Source organism: Oceanobacillus sp. NCCP-135 (assembly GCF_059698015.1).
Genome location: NZ_BAAKSZ010000001.1, coordinates 141,022 through 162,984, shown reverse-complemented (window position 1 = coordinate 162,984; position 21,963 = coordinate 141,022). Strand labels below are relative to the sequence as shown.

Below are 21,963 nucleotides of genomic sequence, written 5' to 3'. Positions count from 1 at the left end.
AATCACTCACTTACCATTGCATCGACTAATTGCTTTGTAAGTACTTCTGTCGATAAAACTCCACCAAATGTCCACGTATCACCAGGTAATTGATGTGTATTTCCTTCCTGTACAAAGCTTAAATTCTCCCAAACCGGATTTCCTTTAAGCTGATCAGCAAAAATATTATCTTCTTCCTGTACAATGTATAGGAATTGAAGATTTTCTTCCTGAAAATTTTGTAGTGCTTCAACAGTTACTTCACTATAGCCATATATTTCAACGCTATCAGATTGATAGGCATTTTCAAAGCCTAGATTACTCATAACCTGAGCTACAATCGAGTTATCTGTAAACAAACGCAATGTCGGCGTATTTTGTGCCGTAAAAGCCTGTGTAGTAATATATTTTGATCCTTCTAATCCTGCTGCAGCAACTCGCTCTATTTGTTCTTCTGTAAAACTGTTTAAATTTGCAAGAATCTCTTTCGCTTCCGCTTCTTTATCCACAATCTTCGCGACTGTTTGAAATTCATTAATCATATTTTGATAATGATCCTGTACTGCTTCTTCACCATATGGAGCAAATGTAACAACTGGCGCAATATCTTTTAAACTGTCCAAAAATTGTTCGTGTCTAAATTGGACTCCTATTATCAGATCGGGATCCAAGCGGGAAATCGCCTCTAAATTCGGCTCTTGTCGTGTACCAACATCTTCAACACTTTCATCAAATTCCGCCTCAATATTGACCCATTGATGGAAACCATCCAAATCCGCAACCCCTGCAGGCTGAATTCCCAGTGCAAGTAAATCTTCAGCATAGGACCACTCTAAAACGACAATATTTTCCGGTGTTCCTTCGATTGACTGCTCCCCCATTGCATCCTCTATAGTAATTGTTCGTTCATTATTAGCTGATTCAGACTTTGATTCATTAGCAGTACCTTCTGTATCATCATTGCCACCACATGCAGCTAAGACCAGTATGATGAAAAGAAAGAATAGCAAGTATGTTTTTTTCATCTGTCCCACTCCTCATTTATCCACTCAATACTTTCCTCTATTTGCGTTCGTTCTTTTACTTTTGGTATTTTATTAGGATAACCAATTTGTACCACCGCTATTAGCTTATGTTTTTCAGGAGATAAGCCAATATCACGAATAAATACTTCATCTAACAACGTTTGCTTCGCTGTCCACATCGTTCCGATTTCCTTCTCCCAAGCAACCAGTTGAAAGTTTTGAATAAATGCGCAGACTGCTGCAATATTCTCATCATCTACATAGCCGCCATTATCCTCTTTATCCATATAAAAAAGCGCATGATGCGGAACAGAGGTAAAAAAACGATCATAGGATTTTCTTGCTTTATTTAGTTTATCTTCATTTGACGTTTTTAATAATTTTAGTCTTATGTAACTATCAACAATCTTCTCGCCAAATGAAGAACGCGCCTGATCCTCATATATTTTTAGCCTCCATGGCTGTTTCATATGATGATTTGGTGCATATGCAGCGTGATTGAATAACTCCAATAGTAAATCCCTATCAACTTTTTCTGACTTGTAATCAAGGATTGTACGTCTGTTACGCATTACATCCACTAACTCAATTGCCTTCACCCTCCTAATTGAAAATGATTATCATTATCAATTTTGATATTATAGTAATCTATTTGTTTTGTCAATCTAATCTTTTTAGTGCGTGTTCGTCATTTTCACAAATTTATTTTCGAAATACTTTTTCTTTCTGGGATTGTTGGTGTTATCGAAAAATGAAATAACATCAGCAAGCGCATTTTCCAGCAGTTCCCGATCATCTGTTTTTTCAAGCTTTTCAATCGCTTTTTCATATTTTTTACCTGCAAGTGTTTGGTTCGGCTCTTTTTTATGTTCCAGACAGTAAGCATATTGCATATAAATCATTCCTAACTTTCTTGCAGAATAAGGAAGTTTTAAATAAATTTCTATTGCATTTGTATAATTTGGTATTGCTTCCTCAAGCCTTGATTGATTAAAGTAATAAAAGGCCAACTCTGTATATGCTTCAGCATGCACCATTGTTTCAGCTAAGGAAGAGTCATCAAGCAAATCAATTGCTTCGGTTAAATAAGCATAGGCTTTTTCCTCCTCACCCTTACTACCATAGGTTTTAGCAATACTGACAAGGCTGTTAATCTTCATTTCAGGCTGATCTTTTCCAGCAAGTTTAATTGTTTTATTTAAATAATTAATTGCTTTTTCTGCGTTATTAACCGTCGAATATAATACACCAAGCTTAAAATGTAAAAACAAGATCATGTATTTATCACGATTATCATCTTCCTGAAAATAAGTTAGACCACGCTGATAATACTTGATTGCACGTGTGAATTTTTCCAGATTTTCTTCTGCTTCACCCAACACTAAAAAACCGCGAGCAAGCTTTATCCTGTCAGTTTCTCCCACATCTTCCATTTGCTTGACAGCCTCAGACATTATTCTCCGGGCAAGTCGATAGTCACTCATAAATGCTAATTCAGCATATAAAATCAACTCATCATGCTTCTTCTTAGAAGATGACTGATAAAGCTTGGTCATAATTTCAGCAGAAGCTTTGTTTTCTCCTATCTGTGCATGACTAACTGCTTCAACAATAGCTAATAATTTCGTGAGCCTTTCATCTGTGCTAAACTTTTCTCTACATTGCTTTGATTTAGATAATACATTGGGGAAATGATTTCGCTTAAATTCTTCTACAATTACTTCTAAATCACTTTTGTTTTCAGCTGTTATTATTTCTTTTATTTTTTCATCCAAATTTAAAATATCCATCTAACACTGCTCCTATCTTTCTCTTTTTCTTAGTGTAACAGTATTTCCCTGTTTTCTAAAAGGTTTTACCGCTAAATAAGTAAATTGGAATTATTATCATATAATGATAAAATAAAGATAGAATGGAGGGATAAAAATGATCGTATTCTATGATAGCTATTGTAAAATGTGCAAAACCTCATCAACCCTTTGGAAAAAAATAGACTGGAGAAATAAACTTTCATTTGAATCATTTCGTTCCATTAGGGACTATCCTGTCGAAATGGAAACAAGTTTGCATGTACATCATGAAGGGCAATGGTTTAATGGATTTAATGCTTTGATCGAAATTGCAAAGTTATTACCTTTAATGTGGATCCTACTTCCATTTATGTATGGTTTGAGATGGATTGGGCTGGGTGATTTTATTTATAAAAAAATCGCGGCTAACAGGAAGCTTGTTCCGGTAAATCAATGTGGAGAGGCTTGTCGGATTAATCCTAAAGAAAACGGATTTTATTTTCCGGAAAAATATTCTACATCCTCTGAAGAATAAAGGCTGACTTGCATATTCCCATTTTCCGAATATGCCCTTACTAAAACAGGTTGGTTATACATGTTCTTAAACACGAAATCCGGCCCCCACCAACTAACAGTGGCATCACGACCTGGCGGCACATATGGCACGCTTCTGCTATGTTCATACCTTTCAATAATTTGTATGCCTTTTAGATCTACTGCATTAAATAAAGTGGATGAGACCTGACATATTCCGCCACCAATATCTTCTGCCAATTCTCCTTTTACAATTACAGGAGCACGTTTATATCCTCTTTCTTTTGTCCGTTCACCAACAATTTCATTAAAGGAAAATATCTCACCGGGAAAGACAACAGAATTATTAATTGCCTTTGCAGCAAGTGATATATTATGGGATCGTTCCAGATTACTCTTCTTAAAATGAGTAACATAGCTTCCCAGTTCTTTTACTTTTATTTCCTGTAACAATGCAGTATCCACTCTAGGATAAACAAGCTTTTTTGGAACTTCCATTTTTATATTACTGCTACTGTAAAACATGTTGCGAAATAATACACTAAATTTATCCCTGTCAATTGTAACACCAGGCTTCTCCTTGATTATTTTTCCATTTTTATTTAATGCAGCATTACTTGGAGCTTTATAAATCTTTTCCTGTAATATATCCATCAAAAAAGTTAATTTTTTCTCATCAATAAAAAGATCATCCATATACGGAAGGGAATATTGTTTAATTTCCAATTTATCCAAGATTATTTTATTATCATTAAATTCCACTTCTGCAAAAACATGATTTATAGAAAAAAATAATAACAGAAAAATTAAAACAGCAACTCTCATTTCGTTTCCTCCTCGTTTATTTTTAGTATTAGAAAAAGGGCATAAAAATAACCAGGATTTCTCCTGGCTGATTAAAAAAGATAAATAGCAAACGCAATTAACGATAATACTATTGTGATCACATAGATCCATATTTGTATAGGCACATCAGATTTAAGCGAACTTGTTTCATATTCAATAGAGCGTTTTAGTTCATCCTGCACCGTTTGTCCCTGTTCCTCGTACTTTTTCATCTTATTCTCTTCTTGTTTAAACGCAAAAAATGTTCCCCCCAGTGCAGCAATAAATAATACAATTAAAAATATTAATAGTCCTGTATTCATTACAATCCCCTCCGCTTCCACTCCATAATAACTTAGGGTTTTCACTATCGCTGTGATGTTTATCACTGTTACTTCTATAATGCTCCTATTTTTAGTTATTTTCAATTAATTTAGACTAATAAAAAGTCTTTTGTTCATTTATACAATCAATCATCTACGCGATAGAATTTTTTCATAGTCTTTTCATTAACAGTAGGGGATAGTTCATGGATTTTGGGCTAAGGGAGCATCGCTTTGGCAGAGGGGTTCGCTACTTTTTACGCCTCCAACGGACATAACTACACGATTCCATGCCCGAATTGTCCATGAGAGCTCTTCTCACGGACAAAACCACACGATTCCATGCCCGAATTGTCCATGAGAGCTCTTCTCACGGACATAACGTTGGAGCTAGACGTAGCTCTATTCCGGCAACTAAGTTATCCACAGCATTTAAATTTTATAATTTCCTAAGCAAAAATAAAGATCACCTGACCTAAACCAGGTGACCTTCATTCATTAACGAAAATCTCTTGAATCTTCCATGTAATCATTTGCCATTCGATATCCTACTACAGCTGCAAGTAGAAGTAATATTGTGCAAAATGCATTTTTCATTTAATAATTACCTCCTTGTTTGAACCTTTATTATTATATTATCATTTACTATTAGAATGGGCGCACTTTCCCTTTTTTCAGTACAAGCATAGGTCCACCCATCATAAATAATGAGCGGTTATCAACTACCTTTTTCATTGCAGCAGCAGATTTACCTTGAAGTTTATAACCAGACAGTACATTTCCAATTCCATCAGAAATTCCTAGAGAAGCCACTGTTCCTTTATCATCAAATACAAAATCTTTTAATGGCTGATTTGTAATTAATGCTTTAAGGTTAGCTGCTACAACATCGGCTTCTTGCATTGCTAATTGAGCTGTTGGTGGGTATGGACGATCTGCTTCTTTGTTCCAAACCCATGAACAATCGCCAATCACAAAAATATTTTCTTCTTCAGGCATGCGAAGATCACTGTTCACATTTACCTTTCCTTTTACAAGTTCAAAACCGGAGTTTCCGAGTACAGAGCTTCCTTTTACCCCGCCTGTCCAAACTACAGTACCGGCTTTAATTAATTCTTTATCATCACCTACAATGAATCCTTCAGGGGTACACTCAGAAATTGGAGCACCAATCATAAATTCTACCCCACGGTCTTCAAGTGATTTTTGCGCATAGGAAACGAGCTCTTTATCAAACATTGGTAGGATGGATGGTGCTGCTTCAATATTGATAATACGAACTTTATTGCGGTCGATATCATATTTTTTACATAATTCTGGTACTTTCTCAGCAAGCTCACCAACAAATTCAACACCCGTGAATCCAGCACCACCGACTAGAATATTCAGGCTGTCATCTTCAGCATTTTTGTTATGGCTGTATTTTGCGAATTGGTATTCTATATGTTCACTGATTAAACGGCTGGAGTCGATGTCCTCAATCGCAAATGCATATTCTGCCATTCCTTTAATTCCAAAATCATTTGATTCAAAACCAAGCGCTACTACAAGATAATCATATGAAATTTCACTGTTTTCCAATACGACACGTTTTTCATCTTTTTTAATTTCGACAACCGCATCATAGACTAGTCTTACTCTCTTCGGACTTACTACATCACTGATCATAACACGGGCCTGATTTGGATTAATCGTTCCTGCAGCCACCTCATGCAGCCATGTTGATTCATAATGATAGTTATGTTTGTTAACTAATACAATCTCCGCTTCTTCTGGAGACAACATTTTAGTTAAACGCTTAGTCGTGGTTAACCCTGCATAACCAGCGCCCAGAACGACTATTTTTGGTTTGTTTGAACTCATGAAACTTCCACCTTCCTATAAATTGATCTAAGTATTAAATGCATATGGTAAAAGCGTTCCCGAATAAATGAATATTTTATTATTAAATCATTCGCTTAAACCTATAAATACTGTATAACATCATCTCAATAATATCAAAGTTTTATTAAATAGGCTAATAAATTTGTTGAAAATAGATATAAATATGTTTTTATTGTTATATTTCATTTTTTACATTATTTCATTAATAGATTCTTATTACCTGTATCATTCCACTAGGATACGACACTTCGTTTTATACATTTTAGACAGGTCTTACGGTAATTTCATTTACATTAACGTAGTCAGGTTGGGTTACGGCATACATTACAGCTCTTGCAATATCCTCTGTTTGAAGTGGCTTACGATCAGGTGGCAGTTTCTTGGTATTACGCTTTGTTTTCACCATTCCAGGAGAAATATTTGTTACACGCACCCCGGTGCGCGCAAGCTCTTTTTCCAGTCCCATCGATATGGCGCGAACAGCATATTTTGTTGCACTGTACACACCACTTGTTTTTGTTACTTCTTGGCCGGAAACAGAAGAGATATTTACAATATGTCCAGATGAGCGTTTTATCATGCCAGGCAAAACTGAATTTATTCCGTATAATACACCTTTAATATTTACGTCTATCATCTGATCCCATCTATCTACTTTTCCATCCCGAATTGCACCATTTAAGACTAATCCAGCATTATTTACGAAAATATCTATATCTCCAAATGCATCAGTAGCCTGTTGAACTAAATGATCGATGTCTGCTTGTATGGCAACATCCGTCTCAACAGCAAGTGCTTGACCATCCTTCATTCCATTTATTTCTTCAGCAAGAGCATCCAACTTTTCTTTTCTTCTGGCTGCAAGTACAACATTTACTCCCTCTTTGGCAAGATGCTTGGCAATGCTTGAACCTATTCCACTGCTTGCACCTGTAACGACTGCGGTAAGACCTGCAATTTCTAACATGAAATTCCTCCATTTTTATTATATTATTTATGGTTCTTGCTTCGGGTCTGAATCAGGACTTGATTTCAGATCTGAGTCAAGCTTTTTGACCTGATAGTGGATTCGGTTGTGATGTAGAATCCCGATCCGGTTTTTCCGTTATCTTCAGTGTATCACTTTTATCATGCTTTACCTTATACTTTGAAATTGGAATAAAAATGCTTTTCATGGTGTCTTCCTCTTTCAGCAGAATCATCTATATCTGTTGAGTTATCTACCACTTCAGTAACTTCCAGATTAATTTTCTCTTCCCTAGTAACGTAACATTCTCTCTCTTTTAAGATAAGCACTCCAACATATACCTTAATTATAACATTGCTTGATTTATTTAGTTTTTTTCTAGTTTACAAAAAAACTGCTCCCGACAGATGCTTAACCTGTTGAAACAGACTTAACAAAATTAAATAATATCGCCGCACTCTTCCTTTCACTTCCACATCTCTTTGGTCCATTCGTTTACACGTTTACGGAATTTTTCTACCCGTCCATCCATTTCCTTTTATCAGCGGAAATCACACCCCTCATTAACATTATAAAACTACTAAATTTTATAAATAGACATTTAGCATTATAAAGCATGGGTGATTTTTTGTAAAACGCTTTCAAAAATATGTTATAATTTCATTATATAAATATAGCACTATATGTGCGTGTTCAAAAAGGAAGAAGAAAAGGACCGAGAAGTTCTTGTCGGTGAAGCTTTGAGCAGAAGGAAAACTAGGAAAACTCCCCCGAAATTACGTCGCACGCAGGAAAGGTTCTTCCTTTCCAAAGAACCAAACGTATGCAATGAATACGTGAAGGAAACGTAGGAAAAGGTACTTTTCTTTTCCAAGGAGCGAAAAAAGCAGGCCAACGAACATCTCGTATGATATGGTGACTTCGATGTTCGACACCATGTTTTTGGTGGGGCGAGCCTTGGCGCAGTCCCAGGACGTGTTGGTACTTAGTCGAAGATTCCCTATCCCGACGTGTCATTTTCACCGGACTTTTTGAACAACCTCTATATGTAATTTGTTAAAGTAAAGGTGGGATTATAGTGAGCAATACAAAAGTACGTATCGTTAACGAACAAGGAGAAGATGTTGCGCAAAATGGAATGGAAATTGGAGAAATAATCGTGAAGGGCGACGGCATCGCTAATAATGAAGAAATAGCAAGCAGAAGTATTATAGATGGGTGGATGTACACTGGCGATATGGGAACAATAGATGAGTATGGAAACATTAAGGTAGTAGATCAAAAGACTAATGATAATAGAAAGGGAATTTCCACTGCCGAAATCGAAATGGTATTATCGAAACACCCGGCAGTGCAGGAGATTGCCGCACTTTTAACACCACATGAAAAGCTTGGAGAAGTCTCTCATGCGGTAATTGTTCTTCAAGAAGACTATGAAGTAACTGAACAAGAATTAATGAATTATGCAACAGAAAAGCTTTCCACTGACAACATCCCAAATAAAATTACATTCGTTGATCAACTACCAAAGACAATTAGTGGGAAAATACTAAAAATACAACTTCAGGAAATAATATAAATTTGCATAGGCTCAGTGCTAACTGAATTGCCTTTTTAAGTAAATAAAAAAGCTTGTATCCTTTATTAAAGTTTAGGATACAAGCTTTGATAATTTCCGATAGGCTTCTAAGTGGACTCGGTTCTTCTGAGGAAATAAATATTATATATAATTCACTCTACTTGCGACTAGTAATGCGGATATAATTTAAATTTTCTTTTGTCGCTCTTTATTTTTTAAATAACGTCTGCCTTGTTCCAGCCATTTTTGTTTTACCGCTTTTTTCCTTTGAAGTACCTTTTCTAACTCATTCGAATGCGTTTCAGCATAGCTCAACAATTTATCCCAAGTTGGAAAAAATAGCACATCTATATTCTTCGTATTTTGGCGGTTATTTTCATTTAAGCAAATACCATAAATTCTGTCTTTCTTTTCTAATAAACTGGATACTACCGAGAGCTGTTGATCTTTACAAAGCTTTTCTATTTCTCCCAAGTAGTGTGAATCATGTTCATTAAATTCATTGATTTCATGACCTTTGTTGCTGTAATAAACCTTTTTGTTGTTTGCATAAATCCACAATAGTGTACCAGCAGCTAGATTACTCGGAGGACTTATAATTACCTTTGTCATTTTATCAACCTTTTTTTAGAGGGATTTTAGCATCTTACTTTAAATTCATATCAATATCCGTTTATCGAATTATGCTGCCCTCCTATATAGTATACGCCACTTTTGACTAAAAGTATCAAAATATGAATTATACTCTATTTTTTCTATTTTTAAGGAAATCATATAAACTTCATATTTTAAATGTATAAGGAGGAATCATACACAAGAATTTTAAAAAAACATGTTGAACTGTGAATCAAAAAAGATTGACATAAACCAAATATACTGCGATAATATCTAGGAAAAGTTCATACGGTTACCTTTAATCCAGTCCTGTGAGGCTGGCAAGGTGGAACAGATTGGAATCTGTATTTTGATAAAAACCAATAGAGGTGCATGTCTTCTTCCAGGTTTTTATTATTCTCAGGAACACCTTGCCAAGTTAGGCAAGGTGTTTTTTCTATATTAATCCTCTTTCCATTTTAAAACGGTACCTATGAACCTTATTTTAAAGGGGGATAAAAAGTGGCACATTATAAAGAAATTCAGGTTGATGAAAGACTTCCTATATTACAAAGCTTACCACTAAGTATTCAGCATTTATTCGCCATGTTTGGGTCAACTGTTTTAGTGCCTGTTTTATTTGGTGTCAATCCAGCAACAATTCTATTAATGAACGGCATAGGAACACTTATCTATATTTTTATTACAAAAGGGAAAATCCCAGCCTATTTAGGCTCCAGTTTTGCATTTATTTCCCCGGTATTTGTTGTTTTGGGGAACTATGCAGGTGGAGATGGGTACAGTTACGTTTTAGGGGGCTTTCTTGCAGTCGGGATTGTGCTCACTGTCGTTGCACTAATTGTGAGATTAATAGGAACTGCATGGATAGATATTATTTTTCCCCCTGCAGCAATGGGGGCAATTGTTGCGGTTATTGGGTTGGAGCTTGTACCAACTGCGGCTGAGATGGCTGGATGGATTGCTCCAGCAGATGCTGTTGCTTCCTGGACCATGGATCCCAAAACAGCTATTGTCGCATTACTGACACTTGCCATCACTATCGTTTGTTGGGTAACTCTCCGTGGCTTTTTGAAAATAATTCCAATACTTATTGGGATTATTGCCGGATACGTCATTGCTTATTTATTTGGATTAGTTGATTTTACTGCTGTCAAAGAAGCTTCCTGGTTTTCCATGCCGGAATTTTACCAGATGAAATTTGACTGGTCGGCAATTCTTGTTATTTTACCGGCAGCACTTGTTCTTATACCTGAACATATTGGACATTTATTTGTGACAGGTAACATTGTAAAAAAAGATCTGACGAAAGAACCCGGTCTTGATCGTTCATTTGCAGGAAATGGGATTTCTACGATAATTTCTAGTTTCTTTGGTTCTACGCCAAATACAACCTATGGTGAGAATATTGGAGTACTGGCAATTACAAGAGTATATTCTACATGGATTATCGGAGGTGCGGCTATCATTGCGATTGTTCTTTCCTTTGTCGGTAAACTTGCTGCTCTAATTTCTTCCATTCCTACAGCTGTTATGGGAGGAATATCACTACTGTTATTTGGTATTATTGCAGCAAGCGGGATTCGGATGTTGGTTGAAGCAAAGGTTGATTATAACCGATCTCAGAATTTAATTCTTACCTGTGTCGTACTGGTTATTGGAATCAGTGGTGCAACCGTTCAATTAGGAGATGTTGCATTAACAGGAATGGGACTTGCGACGATTGTTGCAATTGTCCTTGGATTGTTCTTTAAACTTTTGGATGTATTGAAATTATCGAATGAATAATAAGTTAAGGGTAAGCAGCTATTTGCTCTGCTGACCCTTTTATTTAAACTCCATTTTCCAACTATAGTAATCATTCTCCGGATTTTTTTCATAACGTAAATAAGCGTTGAATTTGCTCCCCTTTTTACTTGATAACCCCTTTACATAGGCTCGCTTGCCTTTCAACAATTCTTTTACCATTTTTTTCGTAGGCTTTTTCTTCATAGTTTCCAGGAATTTATCATTTTTCCATATAACAAATTTACATCCTTTTTTCCAATTACTGCAACCAAAAGCCTTATAGCCATCAGTAATCTTTCCACCGCATTCTGGACATGTACCAAGTATCTCATTCGTATTTTTAGTTGAGGCAATTTCATTGATAGTAATATCCTGTCCATTTTTGATCGTTTCAACCGATTCATTTGTAAAACTAAAAACCATGTGCAGGAATTCCTGTTTATTCGCTTTTCCATTTTGAATATCAGACAATACTTTTTCTAAACGTCCGGTAAATTCAAGATCGAGTAAATTTTGTACAGGAAATGTTTCAACAAGCCTTCTACCAAGATCTGTTGACAATAGATTTTTCCCTTGTGCTGTGATATAGCCAACATTTTTTAATTTCTTAATCGTTTCCGCTCTTGTAGCCGCAGTTCCAATGCTGAATCCAGCTAGAATACTTCCCATTATCTCTTCACTTTCTTCTTCCTTATAGCTTTTCCCGCACGTTTCCATTACACGTAATAATGTTCTTTCCGTATGGTGCTTAGGGGGTTTAGTCACGTGTGTTGTAACCTTTGAATCTAGTAAGCTAACATGATCATTAACATGGACTAAAGGTAAAATAGTATCTTTGGACTGAATCTTGTCAACCTTTTTCCAGCCTTCAACCAGCTGCACCTTACCTTTTGATGAAAAGACTCCTGCTAAACCATCCACTTTTGTAGTTAATTTTGTTTCTTCATATTCAGCAATTGGCATGAACTGCATGATAAACCGATTCTTAATTGCTGTATAAACGACTTGTTCATCTGCTGATAGACGTTTTGGTTTTAAATAGGTAGGAATGATCGCACTATGACTTTCCACCTTTGCATTATTAAATACCCTTTTGGTTTTCATGAAATTTATTTCATCTTTGTATGGAAGGTCTTCCGCATGTGCCTTTAATACGTTTGCTGTTTTGCCAACCAAGCTCTCTTCCAAAGCAATACTTGAGGTTCTTGGATAGGTAATTAATTTTTTCTCATAAAGTGATTGTGCGACTTTTAGTACTTTATCTGAGGTCCAGCCCGTGTATTTGTTCGTTATATACCCTTGTAGATTAGATAGATTAAATAGAAATGGGGGAAATTCCTTTTTCTTCTCCACCTGCTTATCGATGATTATTCCTCGTTTGTTTTGAAGAGCTTGATGGACTGCCTCTAATGTTTCTTTTTCTTTAAACTTTTCCCGATTTTCTTCTATATATGTACCTTCGTATTCTTTTTCGTCCTGCGTTTGAAAGACTGCGATCAGTTTAAAATAATCCTCTGGTTTAAAGTTTTCAATTTCCTTATCACGATCATAAATGATTTTTAACGTTGGAAGCAGAACCCTGCCAATATTCAGTGCTTTACCTTTTCCCTTCTGATATTTCAATGTAGCGACAGAAGTTAAGTTAATTCCGATAACCCAGTCGGCCCATTGTCTGCTTATCCCCGCATCTCTTAAAGGCTTCATCGTTTCATTGGAATTAATATTCTCAAGTCCCTGAAGCACTTCTTTCGGTGTCCATTCATTAAGAAGTAAACGAGATACTTGCTTGTTAGGTCTGCCACCTCGATAGATAATACTGTCACCAATCAGCTGGCCTTCTCTATCATAATCACAGGCTGAAATGATCATCTTAACGTCATTTCGTTTCATTAATGTATGGATTGTTTTTAACTGCTTTTGAACCCCACTATCCGGATATTGCCTATTCCTCGGATTGCTTTTTACTTTATATTTAAATTCATCCGGAATAAATGGAAAGTTATCCATTTTCCAGCGTGCCATCTTACTGTCATAATCTTTGGCATCATATAGCTCAACGAGATGACCAAATGCCCATGTGATGATATAGTTATTTCCTTCATAATAACCGTCATATTTTGTTTTTATTTTAAGTGCATCAGCTATGTTCTTAGCAACTGAGGGTTTTTCAGCTAATATTAATTTCATTTGACTTCTCCCATTTTTTAATTTTTCATCTATAGTATACCATATTTTACACACATTGAGAACAAATGTTCCTCGATGTATGTTTTAAGAATTATATTATTTATTTGTAGAACCACAGAATTCATTGATAAAAAAACCATTAAGTAAATAGCCATTAGCTCCTAAATATTATATCCAACCTTATTTCAAATTCAATTTATTAGAAATACAATTCACTTCTGAACTTAACTGTTTTGTCTATGAAATAATGACATAGATCCAACATCTTATTGGAGTTTGTAATTATAATTTGCCAGCTTGGACAAACTAAACGTACCTTGCATCGACAATTATTAAAGCCATGAGGAATGTGTTACTGGAAATAAAATTGGATTGGGAGTAAATAGCAATGCTGGTGCAACAATGTGAGGCTACAAGGCGGAATGTTTTACCAAAGACTATGATTAATGTTATAAAAAGAAGGGTATAATCAAGCAACGATGCAGGAAGTAGTATAAATGAATAGTGTTGTAAATGGATGGTCTGATTTCAAACACTAACCGGTGAGAAGTGCTTTTAAAAGCCAACAAACGAAATTATGGAGTTTGTCATCATATAGAAAAAATTGACATATTATCTGTTCATGTTATACTACAAACGTTTTGATTAGAAAACATTTGTAGGCGAAAGCACTAGTTGCACTTATGTAAATCTTTAAGGTGGAGCGAATCATCGGAGTCCACAGGCTAAGAAAGTTTTATACTTTCTTAGCCTGCGAAAAAAACATAGGGAGGTCTTATTATTAAATTCAAAGCAGTTACATCCGTTTTTTGGGTATCTATTGCATTGATATCTGTATTTATTATTTGGGGAGCTTTTTTCCCATCGAATGTTGAATATGTATTAGGCTTGATTGACGGTTTTATTTCAGAGACATTTGGCTGGTTTTATTTATTGGTTACTACAGGGTTTGTTTTGCTTGCACTGTTTTTGATCTTCGGGCCATTTGGAAAAATCAAGCTTGGAAAGCCTGATGATAAGCCGGAGTATAGTTATTTTACCTGGTTTGCATTTCTATTCACCGCTGGCATGGGGGTCGGTCTCGTATTCTATGGTGTGACAGAACCTCTAACACATTATTACTCACCTCCTGCTGCTGCACCTGAATCGATAGCTGCTGCAGAAGAGTCCATGCAGTACACCTTATTCCATTGGGGATTCCATCCATGGGCTACATATGCAGTGCTTGCATTGACACTGGCTTATTTTAAATTTCGCCACCGGGCTCCTGCTTTGATCAGTTCCGCTTTTGCGCCACTGATCGGCGAACGATCTAAGTCGGGCTTGGGTATTGCCATTGATACACTGGCCGTTTTTGCTACTGTATTTGGTATTGCAACATCGCTTGGACTTGGTGCAACACAGATTACAGCTGGGTTAAACTATACCTTTGAAGGAATTCCAAATACACTGGGTACCAATCTCATTGTTATTTTAGTTATCACAGGGTTATTTATGCTTTCTGCTTCTACAGGCATTAACCGGGGTATCCGCTACCTGAGCTGGTTAAATATTATTCTTGCTATTGCATTGATGGCTTTTGTATTTATTCTCGGTTCTTCTGTACAGATGATCGAGTCATTTACAACAACAATTGGAAACTATATTCAAAACCTTCCAAGTATGACATTAGGCATGAATGCATTTGAGGGTGACAGAGAGTTCCTTAATGCATGGACACTCTTTTACTGGGCTTGGTGGATTGGCTGGTCGCCATTTGTTGGAACCTTTATTGCCCGGGTTTCAAGAGGAAGGACGATTCGTGAATTTGTTATCGGGGTAACAGCTATACCAGTAATATTCAGTGCCTTCTGGTTCTCTGTTTTCGGTATTGCTGGTTTGGAAATGGATATGGCTCAAGGCGGTTCTATTCACCAGTTAATGAGCGAAGCAGGCAACGAAGTAGCGTTATTTGCATTTCTTGAGTCACAGCCTATGGCAGCCATTGTTATGGGGGTCGCAGTGCTCTTGATTGCATCCTTCTTCATAACTTCTGCTGACTCCGGTACATTTGTACTTGGCATGCTAACCACAGGAGGTAAGTTAAATCCAGGCACGGGAGTTAAACTTGTCTGGGGGGTCATCCTTGCCGGAACTGCTGCGGTTCTATTATGGTCAGGCGGGCTAAAGGCACTTGAAATGGCCATGCTAATTGCAGCATTTCCGTTCGCAATTTTAATGATCTTTATGTGTTTTTCACTCCTCAAAGCACTTAAAAGCGAACATGGAATTTTACAAATGGAATCCAGACAACGCCTGCATGATCCGAAGTTTCGGGAAAAGCAGCAAAAAGAGCTCAGAAAAATGCGCAAAGGGTTTGAGAAAACACTTCCTGATGCTGAAGATGGAAAAGAACTTTAATAAACAAAGCTGTTCAGAAAAGGGGATCTCCTACTCTGAACAGCTTTTTTAAATCTTTCCTCCCAAATCTACGCCCCCCTATTGCCAAATATTTACAGTAACGAAGCCGCTTTACTCTCTATATTTTCAATACAGTCTTTGCTTCCAATTGTTTCAGCTCACTATTTAAAAACTTAGCAACTTCAAGCCCGTACATCCCGCTTTTTGCTTCAGCATCATTGTTATAATTGGTGCTCGTATTCATATCATACGTAATAATATTTCTGTCCTTATCCTCAATAAATTCAATTCCGGCAATTTTTATATCATTTGCTGCAAGAACTTGTTCATACTTTCCTTTTATCGATTTCATACAAACATCACCATTAATTATTAATTATAATCTCCAGCAGTCTGTCCTCCATATCTTTTCCTTCCTCTTCATCAATCAGGTTATTAATCATGATAGAGAAAATCAGATTTTCCCCCTGTTTCGTTTCTGCATAACCAGACAATGTACTTACACCTAATATTGTACCGGTCTTTGCTTTTACAGATAATCCATTCATTCTTTCTCGGAGTGTGCCGCCAACCATTCGTTCATTTTCTCCTGCATGTGGCAAAGAATTTAAAAATACCGGAAACCACTCTTCCTCTTGGATAGCATATAATAGGAGCGAAAGTTCATTTGCCGGTATTAAATTACCATGTGATATACCTGAACCATCTCTAATGACCATTGAATCCAGATTCATTCCAAACCGAATCAGTTCTTTCCCTAGTACCTCTAATCCCTTTTCCCAGCTGCCTTCACCGTATACAAACTTCCCCATCTCTTTTATCAAAATCTCACCATGACCGTTATTGCTTAACTTCATAGCTGGGACAAGCAATTCAGCCAAAGGTATGGACTGATGGAAAATCAATGTCTCCGCCTCTATAGGAGCTTTTCCTGTTTTTACAGTTCCTGTCCAGGAAATACCTTGCTTGTTTAATGCTCGCTGAAAAAGATCCAAGGCATAGCCTGTTGGTTCCCATACAGAAATCCATTCTTTTCTGAGAGTTTTACCTGCCGCAATTGCTCCTCGGACAGTAATGGTATTTCCACCATGTTCCCGAGTAATAAATAATTCATCATCTTCAGCTACTTCAGCAGTGATTGCTTGATTAGTAACCTTTACATAATCTGTTTCAGGAATTACATTTACGGTAGGTATTTCTCCAACTGCTCCTGGGGTTACTTCAATGATGACAGAGCCTGAGTCATAATCTTCATTAGGAGAAGCTGTTAATGCCGACACCTGTGAGCCATAATAATAATGCTCATCACTCCAGTTTAAGTCTGCTGAAAGCCTGATGTCATCATACCATGTGTCATCACCACGTATATCCCCGTTAATTTCATTAATACCCTGTTCTCGGAGCTTACTAGTAAATCCTTCAAAATCAGCTGGGAGCAATGTGGGATCACCTTTTCCAACTAAATAAAGGTTACCTTGAAGTATACCTTCTTTCATTAGCCCATCTGTTTTTAGTTCTGTGCTAAATCTGTAATCTTCTCCTAAAACATTCAGTGCTGCAGCTGCTGTTAACAGCTTCATATTAGAGGCCGGATGCAGACGGGTATTAGGCATATGTTCATATAACTTTTCACCACTAGTTGCACAGCGAACACTTATCCCAATCATTGCACCCTGCAATTTAATTTCTTCCTTCACAAATTGATCTAGCTGCTGTTTCATCAAATACCCCCTCGTATTAAACTCCCTACCAATATATTTCTACACTATTTTGATGATTCCTCTTTTTACTCTTTGTTTAATTCAAATCGAAATGGGAATAGGATGAAGAAAGGAGGAATAGCATGAGTATAAAAGCATTATTATTAAATTGTTCACTTAAATCAGGAGACGATGAATCAAATACGCAAAGCTTGATGAATGAGGCAATTAAAATTTTTGATAAAGAAGGAATCAATAGCATAGGGGGATGGATTGTCCAGTCCCCTAAATTAAATTGATGCTTACTTTCCTTCCCCTGCATGCGGAATAAATCGGAATAGATCCCCAAGTATGATATTATCCGAATACTCTAGCTCTTCACGTGCTGTTTTAAGATAGGACGAACAGTATTGACTATTTACTTTCTTTTTAGAAGCTCTGTCATAACAAACATTATCCGTATAAGCATAATCCTCTGCGATCATATCCCCATTCCGGAAAACAACCGGTGTGTCTTCTGATCTTGTAAACAAATTCCGGCTGAAGGAAATGCGATCTTCTGATGAAATACCTAATAGCTGAATCAGTGTTTCCCGAATATCAATTACACCACCAATTGATTCGATTGTTTTTTCCTGTTGGCCAGGAACATGAATGATTACGGGTATTTCCTGCAATTCTAAATGATGAAGTGGTGTATTTCTTTGTCCAAGCAATTCGTGAAGACCTGCTTCATATTTTTTCGAGATACCATAATGATCACCGTAGATCACGAAGATCGCATCCTCATACAAACCTTCTTCTTTAAGCAGCTCAAAAAAACGCTCCAAAGCCTTGTCCTGATACCTTACCGTAGTAACATAACGATTCACAACATCAACCTGTGTGTCGGCTGGCTCAATCAATTGATCCTCCTCTTCCAGCAGAAAAGGAAAATGATTCGTCAATGTGATAAACTTTGCCAAATACGGGTCAGGCAGTGAGATGAGATCTTCCATCGATTGCTCAAAAAAGGGAATATCCTTAATCCCATAATTAACAGCGTTTTCCTCTGTAACGTTATAGTTCTCTTTTGCAAAAAAATGCTCATAGCCTAGCGTTTCATACATTTGTTTTCGATTCCAAAAATCAGCATCGTTTCCATGAAAAGTATATGCTTTGTAACCGGAATATTCCCGCAAAATATTAGGCAGTGATTCAAATTCATTTTTCGGACGACGCACAAAAACTGAACCACTTGGAAGTGGATATAATCCTGTATCAAGCATAAACTCTGTATCAGATGTCTTCCCTTGTGCAGCCTGATCATATATATTGGAAAAATAAAAGCTGTCCTGAATGAGATCGTTCAGAAATGGTGTGATTTCTTCCCCATTTACTTTTTCATTTATAACAAAATTTTGTGTAGATTCCATGCTGATCAGAATCACATTTTTCCCTTCAGCCATTCCAAAAAATTCCGTCTTTTCATTATCCTTCTTTTGGATAAAACTATTTACCGCTTTAGCATCCACTTCATCGGAAAAAATCTTTTCAATTGGTGCGATCACCCCAAAGATCATATTGACTACCTGATAATTATACAGCCCAAGCGATTTAACAAGCCCTTGCCTGTCATACTCCGTTTTGAATATATAGTTATTTTGTATCATACTTAAGATAACGGTAAGAACAATTAATCCTATGCTGGCTAATCCGTATTTTCTTTTATTCGGCATATTAATTTGCTCTTTCCTTTTTGAAAACAATACAAATCCAATGACGAAAATATCGATAAACAATAAAATATCGAATGGAGAAAGCAATTCTACCGTACTTGCTCCAAGGCCGCCAACATTATTTAATTGCAGCAAAACAGATACAGTTACGAAATCTATATAAAAACGGTAATAAAGTAAATTAGCATATAAAAGGCCTGTGATCAATAGATAAATTATCATTAAAGCAACCGGATGAACCCTTTTGCTGAAAAGAAAACTGAATCCGATGAAAAGCAGCAGCGTGCCAACAGGACTGATGATGAGTAGTAGGATATCCAGCCAGGATAAGTAAGATAAACCAAAACCAAATAGCATGACAAGCACTGTCTTTAGCCATAGGAAGATGATTGCTGATGCGATTATATGATTAGATAAAAGCGTTTTTATTTTTTGCATTACGACTGCTCTTTTCTTTGTAAAAGTATTCTTGAATCATTCCAATAGCCTTCCAGACATTAGCAGGATCCTGCTTTCCCATCAATGCCACCTGAAACCAATTTCGTTTTACTAAATAACTGCTTTCATAACTCACATATATACCTAGCGTTTTTAAATGATTACCAAAATCCTTTGATTGTATATCCTCTGGCAAGCTAACCGTTATAATTCCTGGTGAATACCCTTCCTCACGAAGTACTGTCATACCTGATGCTTTAAGAGCTTGGCAAATCTCCTTAGCCAGTTCTTCCGTCGGTGGAAGGTGATGAGCTAATGCTGCCTGTAAAGCCATCAATTCATTGGATGAATGGGTGAAAGGAACACTCCCTGAAGCTTGATAGATTCCTAGATCCAAATATGCCGGGATCTGTTTAGTTGGCAAAATGTTTTCTTGATGAAAAACAATAGCTAGTCCGGGATAGGATCCAAGCCCCTTTCCGCTGACAGTACTTGCTATATAAACCTTGCTTAAATCAACCGGAAGAACACCTATTGTACTGCATGCATCAAGGCAAAGATTCACATGATGTTTAGTGCAAATTTGCTGCAAATCATTCAGGGAATAAACATATCCAGTAGATGTTTCACATTGAACGGTCCAAAGCCACTGAATATCCGGATTTCGCTCTAATATATTTTCGATTTCATCTAATCCAATCGCCGTATTCCATTGCTTTTTTATCTGTGCAAAAGAAAGACTCCATCTATTTCCATGATCGATTAATCTCTCTCCAAATTCTCCATTGGAAAGTATTAGCCCTCTGCTGCGAGTAATGGATAAATGCGCTGCGATCATATCATTCGCAAGTGTGCCTGTTCCTACTGCTATCTCTACATACGCCGCTTTGGTGAGCTGACATAACTTGCGCTGCACGTCTTCGATGACTTTTTGAAAAGCTACAGACCGATGAGAAATCACCGGTTCCTTCCATGCTTTTTTTACGCTTTCAGACAGCTCCACAGGTCCCGGAAGAAAATTATGATAAAAGTCTTTTTCTTCTCTTTGAATTAGTCTTTCGAACAGCTTGGATGCTGATTCAAAGTTCTTTTTCGTTAAATACATTGGCTGGTATGGTGCCCTCTCTGTACCAACGGGTGGTCCAAATGCCGTGAATCCAATATGCTTATACAGCTTTGTCTGTCTTATCGTTCCGGAAATTAAAGCCATGTTATATCCTTTTTCCAAACAATAGGAAACAAGTTTTTCACATAAGCCATAGAAAATAGACCGACCACGATAAGCTGGCTTTATTGAAAGGAGTCTTATTTCACATGGTGCAGCATTTTCAGGTAAATAGGCGTCAAGATGTTCAAGCTTTTGATCGAGTGAAAAAGGGCGGTTTCCTCTAACAGCAATCATCCCGACAACCTCATCATTTCTTTTGGCAATAATATATGTATTTTCTTCATTAAAGCGATCGACTAATTTCTTTTCATTATTTGTATCATGCTGTGGAATTTCTTCCACAAACGTCTCATAATTCAGCTGATGGATTTGCTCTAATTCATCAGCATGATCTGCAATTTTATACAAAAATGATGTTGAAAGACTCATCTTATGTCCCCTTTTCTATGCAGAAGTATAATGATAATCAGCATCAGCAAAAATATTCCAGCTAGCATATAGTCTGAAGTGATTAACAATGTGACTGGAATAACTGCAAGTGCTATCAATCCGGCGATGGTAAAGCTTCTTTTCAGACCTAAGCCTATTAACAAAAGCACTCCGGCTACGAGCAGTGTCAAAGGCGCAAGCACAAGAGCTACAGCCAAATAGACGACAACACCTTTGCCTCCACGAAATTGAAGCTGTAAAGGCCAGATATGCCCTAGCAAGACTGCTAATGCGATACATCCTAGTAAGAAATCACTGGCATTAATTAAATTAACTGCTGCAAGTAATGGGAGAATTGTTTTTAAAGCATCAATAATTACCGTATAGATAAAGGCAGAACACCCAAACACTCTTCCTGCATTTCTCGCTCCGGCATTAGCGCTTCCAAACTCCCTTATATCCTGGTTGGCAGCCAACTTTCCTACATAGTAAGCTCCATTCAACCCACCCAATAAATAAGATAGAATTAGCAAAATAAACGCTAACAGAGGATTCACCCCTTACTTTTCAAAAATCAACTTATGTGTTATTTTACCATTAATCTCTAATTAGGTGAA

The 21,963-nt window shown here is 36.8% G+C and carries 19 protein-coding genes and 1 pseudogene; 5 read left to right on the top strand and 15 right to left on the bottom strand.

All coding sequences use genetic code 11. From position 1 onward, the window contains the following. Positions 1–2: 2 nt before the first annotated feature. The 3 genes from AC6HVZ_RS00710 to AC6HVZ_RS00700 form a co-directional block, all read right to left on the bottom strand. Positions 3–1,004: an ABC transporter substrate-binding protein gene (locus tag AC6HVZ_RS00710; protein WP_497556203.1), complete on the bottom strand. Its 1,002-nt coding sequence runs from the start codon at positions 1,002–1,004 to the stop codon at positions 3–5. Next, positions 1,001–1,603 carry a nitroreductase family protein gene (locus AC6HVZ_RS00705; RefSeq protein WP_497556202.1) on the bottom strand — a complete coding sequence of 201 codons (603 nt, stop codon included), beginning with the start codon at positions 1,601–1,603 and terminating at the stop codon, positions 1,001–1,003. The genes AC6HVZ_RS00710 and AC6HVZ_RS00705 overlap by 4 nt, the downstream gene beginning before the upstream one ends. 75 nt (positions 1,604–1,678) lie before the next feature. Further along, entirely contained in the window at positions 1,679–2,794 is a 1,116-nt protein-coding gene (locus tag AC6HVZ_RS00700) for a tetratricopeptide repeat protein (protein WP_497556201.1), read from the bottom strand. Between the two features lie 136 nt (positions 2,795–2,930). On the opposite strand from AC6HVZ_RS00700, the gene AC6HVZ_RS00695 reads away from it, so the two are divergent. Beyond that, the gene (locus tag AC6HVZ_RS00695; protein WP_497556200.1) at positions 2,931–3,329 is read left to right on the top strand and encodes a thiol-disulfide oxidoreductase DCC family protein; all 399 of its coding nucleotides are present in this window, start codon (positions 2,931–2,933) and stop codon (positions 3,327–3,329) included. On the opposite strand, the gene AC6HVZ_RS00690 is transcribed toward AC6HVZ_RS00695, so the two are convergent. The 5 genes from AC6HVZ_RS00690 to AC6HVZ_RS00670 form a co-directional block, all read right to left on the bottom strand. Then, positions 3,290–4,153 (bottom strand): VanW family protein, encoded by an 864-nt coding sequence (locus AC6HVZ_RS00690; RefSeq protein WP_497556199.1) that lies wholly within the window; start codon positions 4,151–4,153, stop codon positions 3,290–3,292. The two genes, AC6HVZ_RS00695 and AC6HVZ_RS00690, sit on opposite strands and share 40 nt — an antisense overlap. 71 nt (positions 4,154–4,224) lie before the next feature. Then, on the bottom strand, positions 4,225–4,476 hold the full coding sequence (locus tag AC6HVZ_RS00685) for a hypothetical protein (RefSeq protein ID WP_497556198.1): 252 nt from the start codon (positions 4,474–4,476) through the stop codon (positions 4,225–4,227). A gap of 648 nt (positions 4,477–5,124) precedes the next feature. After that, the gene (locus AC6HVZ_RS00680) at positions 5,125–6,339 is read right to left on the bottom strand and encodes an NAD(P)/FAD-dependent oxidoreductase (protein WP_497556197.1); all 1,215 of its coding nucleotides are present in this window, start codon (positions 6,337–6,339) and stop codon (positions 5,125–5,127) included. Positions 6,340–6,622: 283 nt separating this feature from the next. Next, entirely contained in the window at positions 6,623–7,327 is a 705-nt protein-coding gene (locus tag AC6HVZ_RS00675; protein WP_497556196.1) for an SDR family oxidoreductase, read from the bottom strand. Between the two features lie 76 nt (positions 7,328–7,403). Continuing rightward, positions 7,404–7,535, bottom strand: coding sequence for a hypothetical protein (locus AC6HVZ_RS00670; protein WP_497556195.1), 132 nt, complete (start codon positions 7,533–7,535; stop codon positions 7,404–7,406). An 870-nt stretch (positions 7,536–8,405) separates the two neighbouring features. Here AC6HVZ_RS00670 and AC6HVZ_RS00665 point away from each other — a divergent pair. Next, on the top strand, positions 8,406–8,906 hold the full coding sequence (locus AC6HVZ_RS00665; RefSeq protein ID WP_497556194.1) for a class I adenylate-forming enzyme family protein: 501 nt from the start codon (positions 8,406–8,408) through the stop codon (positions 8,904–8,906). A gap of 186 nt (positions 8,907–9,092) precedes the next feature. Here AC6HVZ_RS00665 and AC6HVZ_RS00660 read toward each other — a convergent pair whose 3' ends face one another. Further along, positions 9,093–9,518, bottom strand: coding sequence for a hypothetical protein (locus tag AC6HVZ_RS00660; protein WP_497556193.1), 426 nt, complete (start codon positions 9,516–9,518; stop codon positions 9,093–9,095). Between the two features lie 504 nt (positions 9,519–10,022). Between AC6HVZ_RS00660 and uraA the strand changes: the two genes are divergently transcribed. After that, positions 10,023–11,306: a uracil permease gene (gene uraA / locus AC6HVZ_RS00655; RefSeq protein ID WP_497556192.1), complete on the top strand. Its 1,284-nt coding sequence runs from the start codon at positions 10,023–10,025 to the stop codon at positions 11,304–11,306. A 39-nt stretch (positions 11,307–11,345) separates the two neighbouring features. On the opposite strand, the gene AC6HVZ_RS00650 is transcribed toward uraA, so the two are convergent. After that, positions 11,346–13,493, bottom strand: coding sequence for a DNA topoisomerase (locus AC6HVZ_RS00650; protein ID WP_497556191.1), 2,148 nt, complete (start codon positions 13,491–13,493; stop codon positions 11,346–11,348). Between the two features lie 777 nt (positions 13,494–14,270). On the opposite strand from AC6HVZ_RS00650, the gene AC6HVZ_RS00645 reads away from it, so the two are divergent. Continuing rightward, positions 14,271–15,893, top strand: coding sequence for a BCCT family transporter (locus AC6HVZ_RS00645; RefSeq protein ID WP_497556389.1), 1,623 nt, complete (start codon positions 14,271–14,273; stop codon positions 15,891–15,893). A 118-nt stretch (positions 15,894–16,011) separates the two neighbouring features. On the opposite strand, the pseudogene AC6HVZ_RS00640 reads toward AC6HVZ_RS00645, so the two are convergent. After that, positions 16,012–16,227, bottom strand: a pseudogene (locus AC6HVZ_RS00640) (alpha-L-glutamate ligase); the annotation flags it as partial. Between the two features lie 31 nt (positions 16,228–16,258). Then, positions 16,259–17,614, bottom strand: coding sequence for a D-alanyl-D-alanine carboxypeptidase/D-alanyl-D-alanine endopeptidase (gene dacB / locus AC6HVZ_RS00635; protein WP_497556190.1), 1,356 nt, complete (start codon positions 17,612–17,614; stop codon positions 16,259–16,261). 122 nt (positions 17,615–17,736) lie between these two features. Here dacB and AC6HVZ_RS00630 point away from each other — a divergent pair, with 122 nt between their 5' ends. Then, positions 17,737–17,892, top strand: a complete 156-nt coding sequence (locus AC6HVZ_RS00630) for a hypothetical protein (protein ID WP_497556189.1) — start codon at positions 17,737–17,739, stop codon at positions 17,890–17,892. Positions 17,893–17,895: 3 nt separating this feature from the next. Here the strand turns inward: AC6HVZ_RS00630 and AC6HVZ_RS00625 are convergent, their stop codons facing one another. The 3 genes from AC6HVZ_RS00625 to AC6HVZ_RS00615 are packed head-to-tail and all read right to left on the bottom strand — an operon-like array spanning position 17,896 to position 21,903. Continuing rightward, the gene (locus tag AC6HVZ_RS00625; protein WP_497556188.1) at positions 17,896–19,749 is read right to left on the bottom strand and encodes an LTA synthase family protein; all 1,854 of its coding nucleotides are present in this window, start codon (positions 19,747–19,749) and stop codon (positions 17,896–17,898) included. Further along, positions 19,721–21,346, bottom strand: coding sequence for a GNAT family N-acetyltransferase (locus AC6HVZ_RS00620; RefSeq protein WP_497556187.1), 1,626 nt, complete (start codon positions 21,344–21,346; stop codon positions 19,721–19,723). Before AC6HVZ_RS00620 ends, AC6HVZ_RS00625 begins: the two co-directional genes overlap by 29 nt. After that, the gene (locus AC6HVZ_RS00615) at positions 21,343–21,903 is read right to left on the bottom strand and encodes a glycerol-3-phosphate acyltransferase (protein ID WP_497556186.1); all 561 of its coding nucleotides are present in this window, start codon (positions 21,901–21,903) and stop codon (positions 21,343–21,345) included. The genes AC6HVZ_RS00620 and AC6HVZ_RS00615 overlap by 4 nt, the downstream gene beginning before the upstream one ends. Between the last annotated feature and the right edge of the window lie 60 nt (positions 21,904–21,963).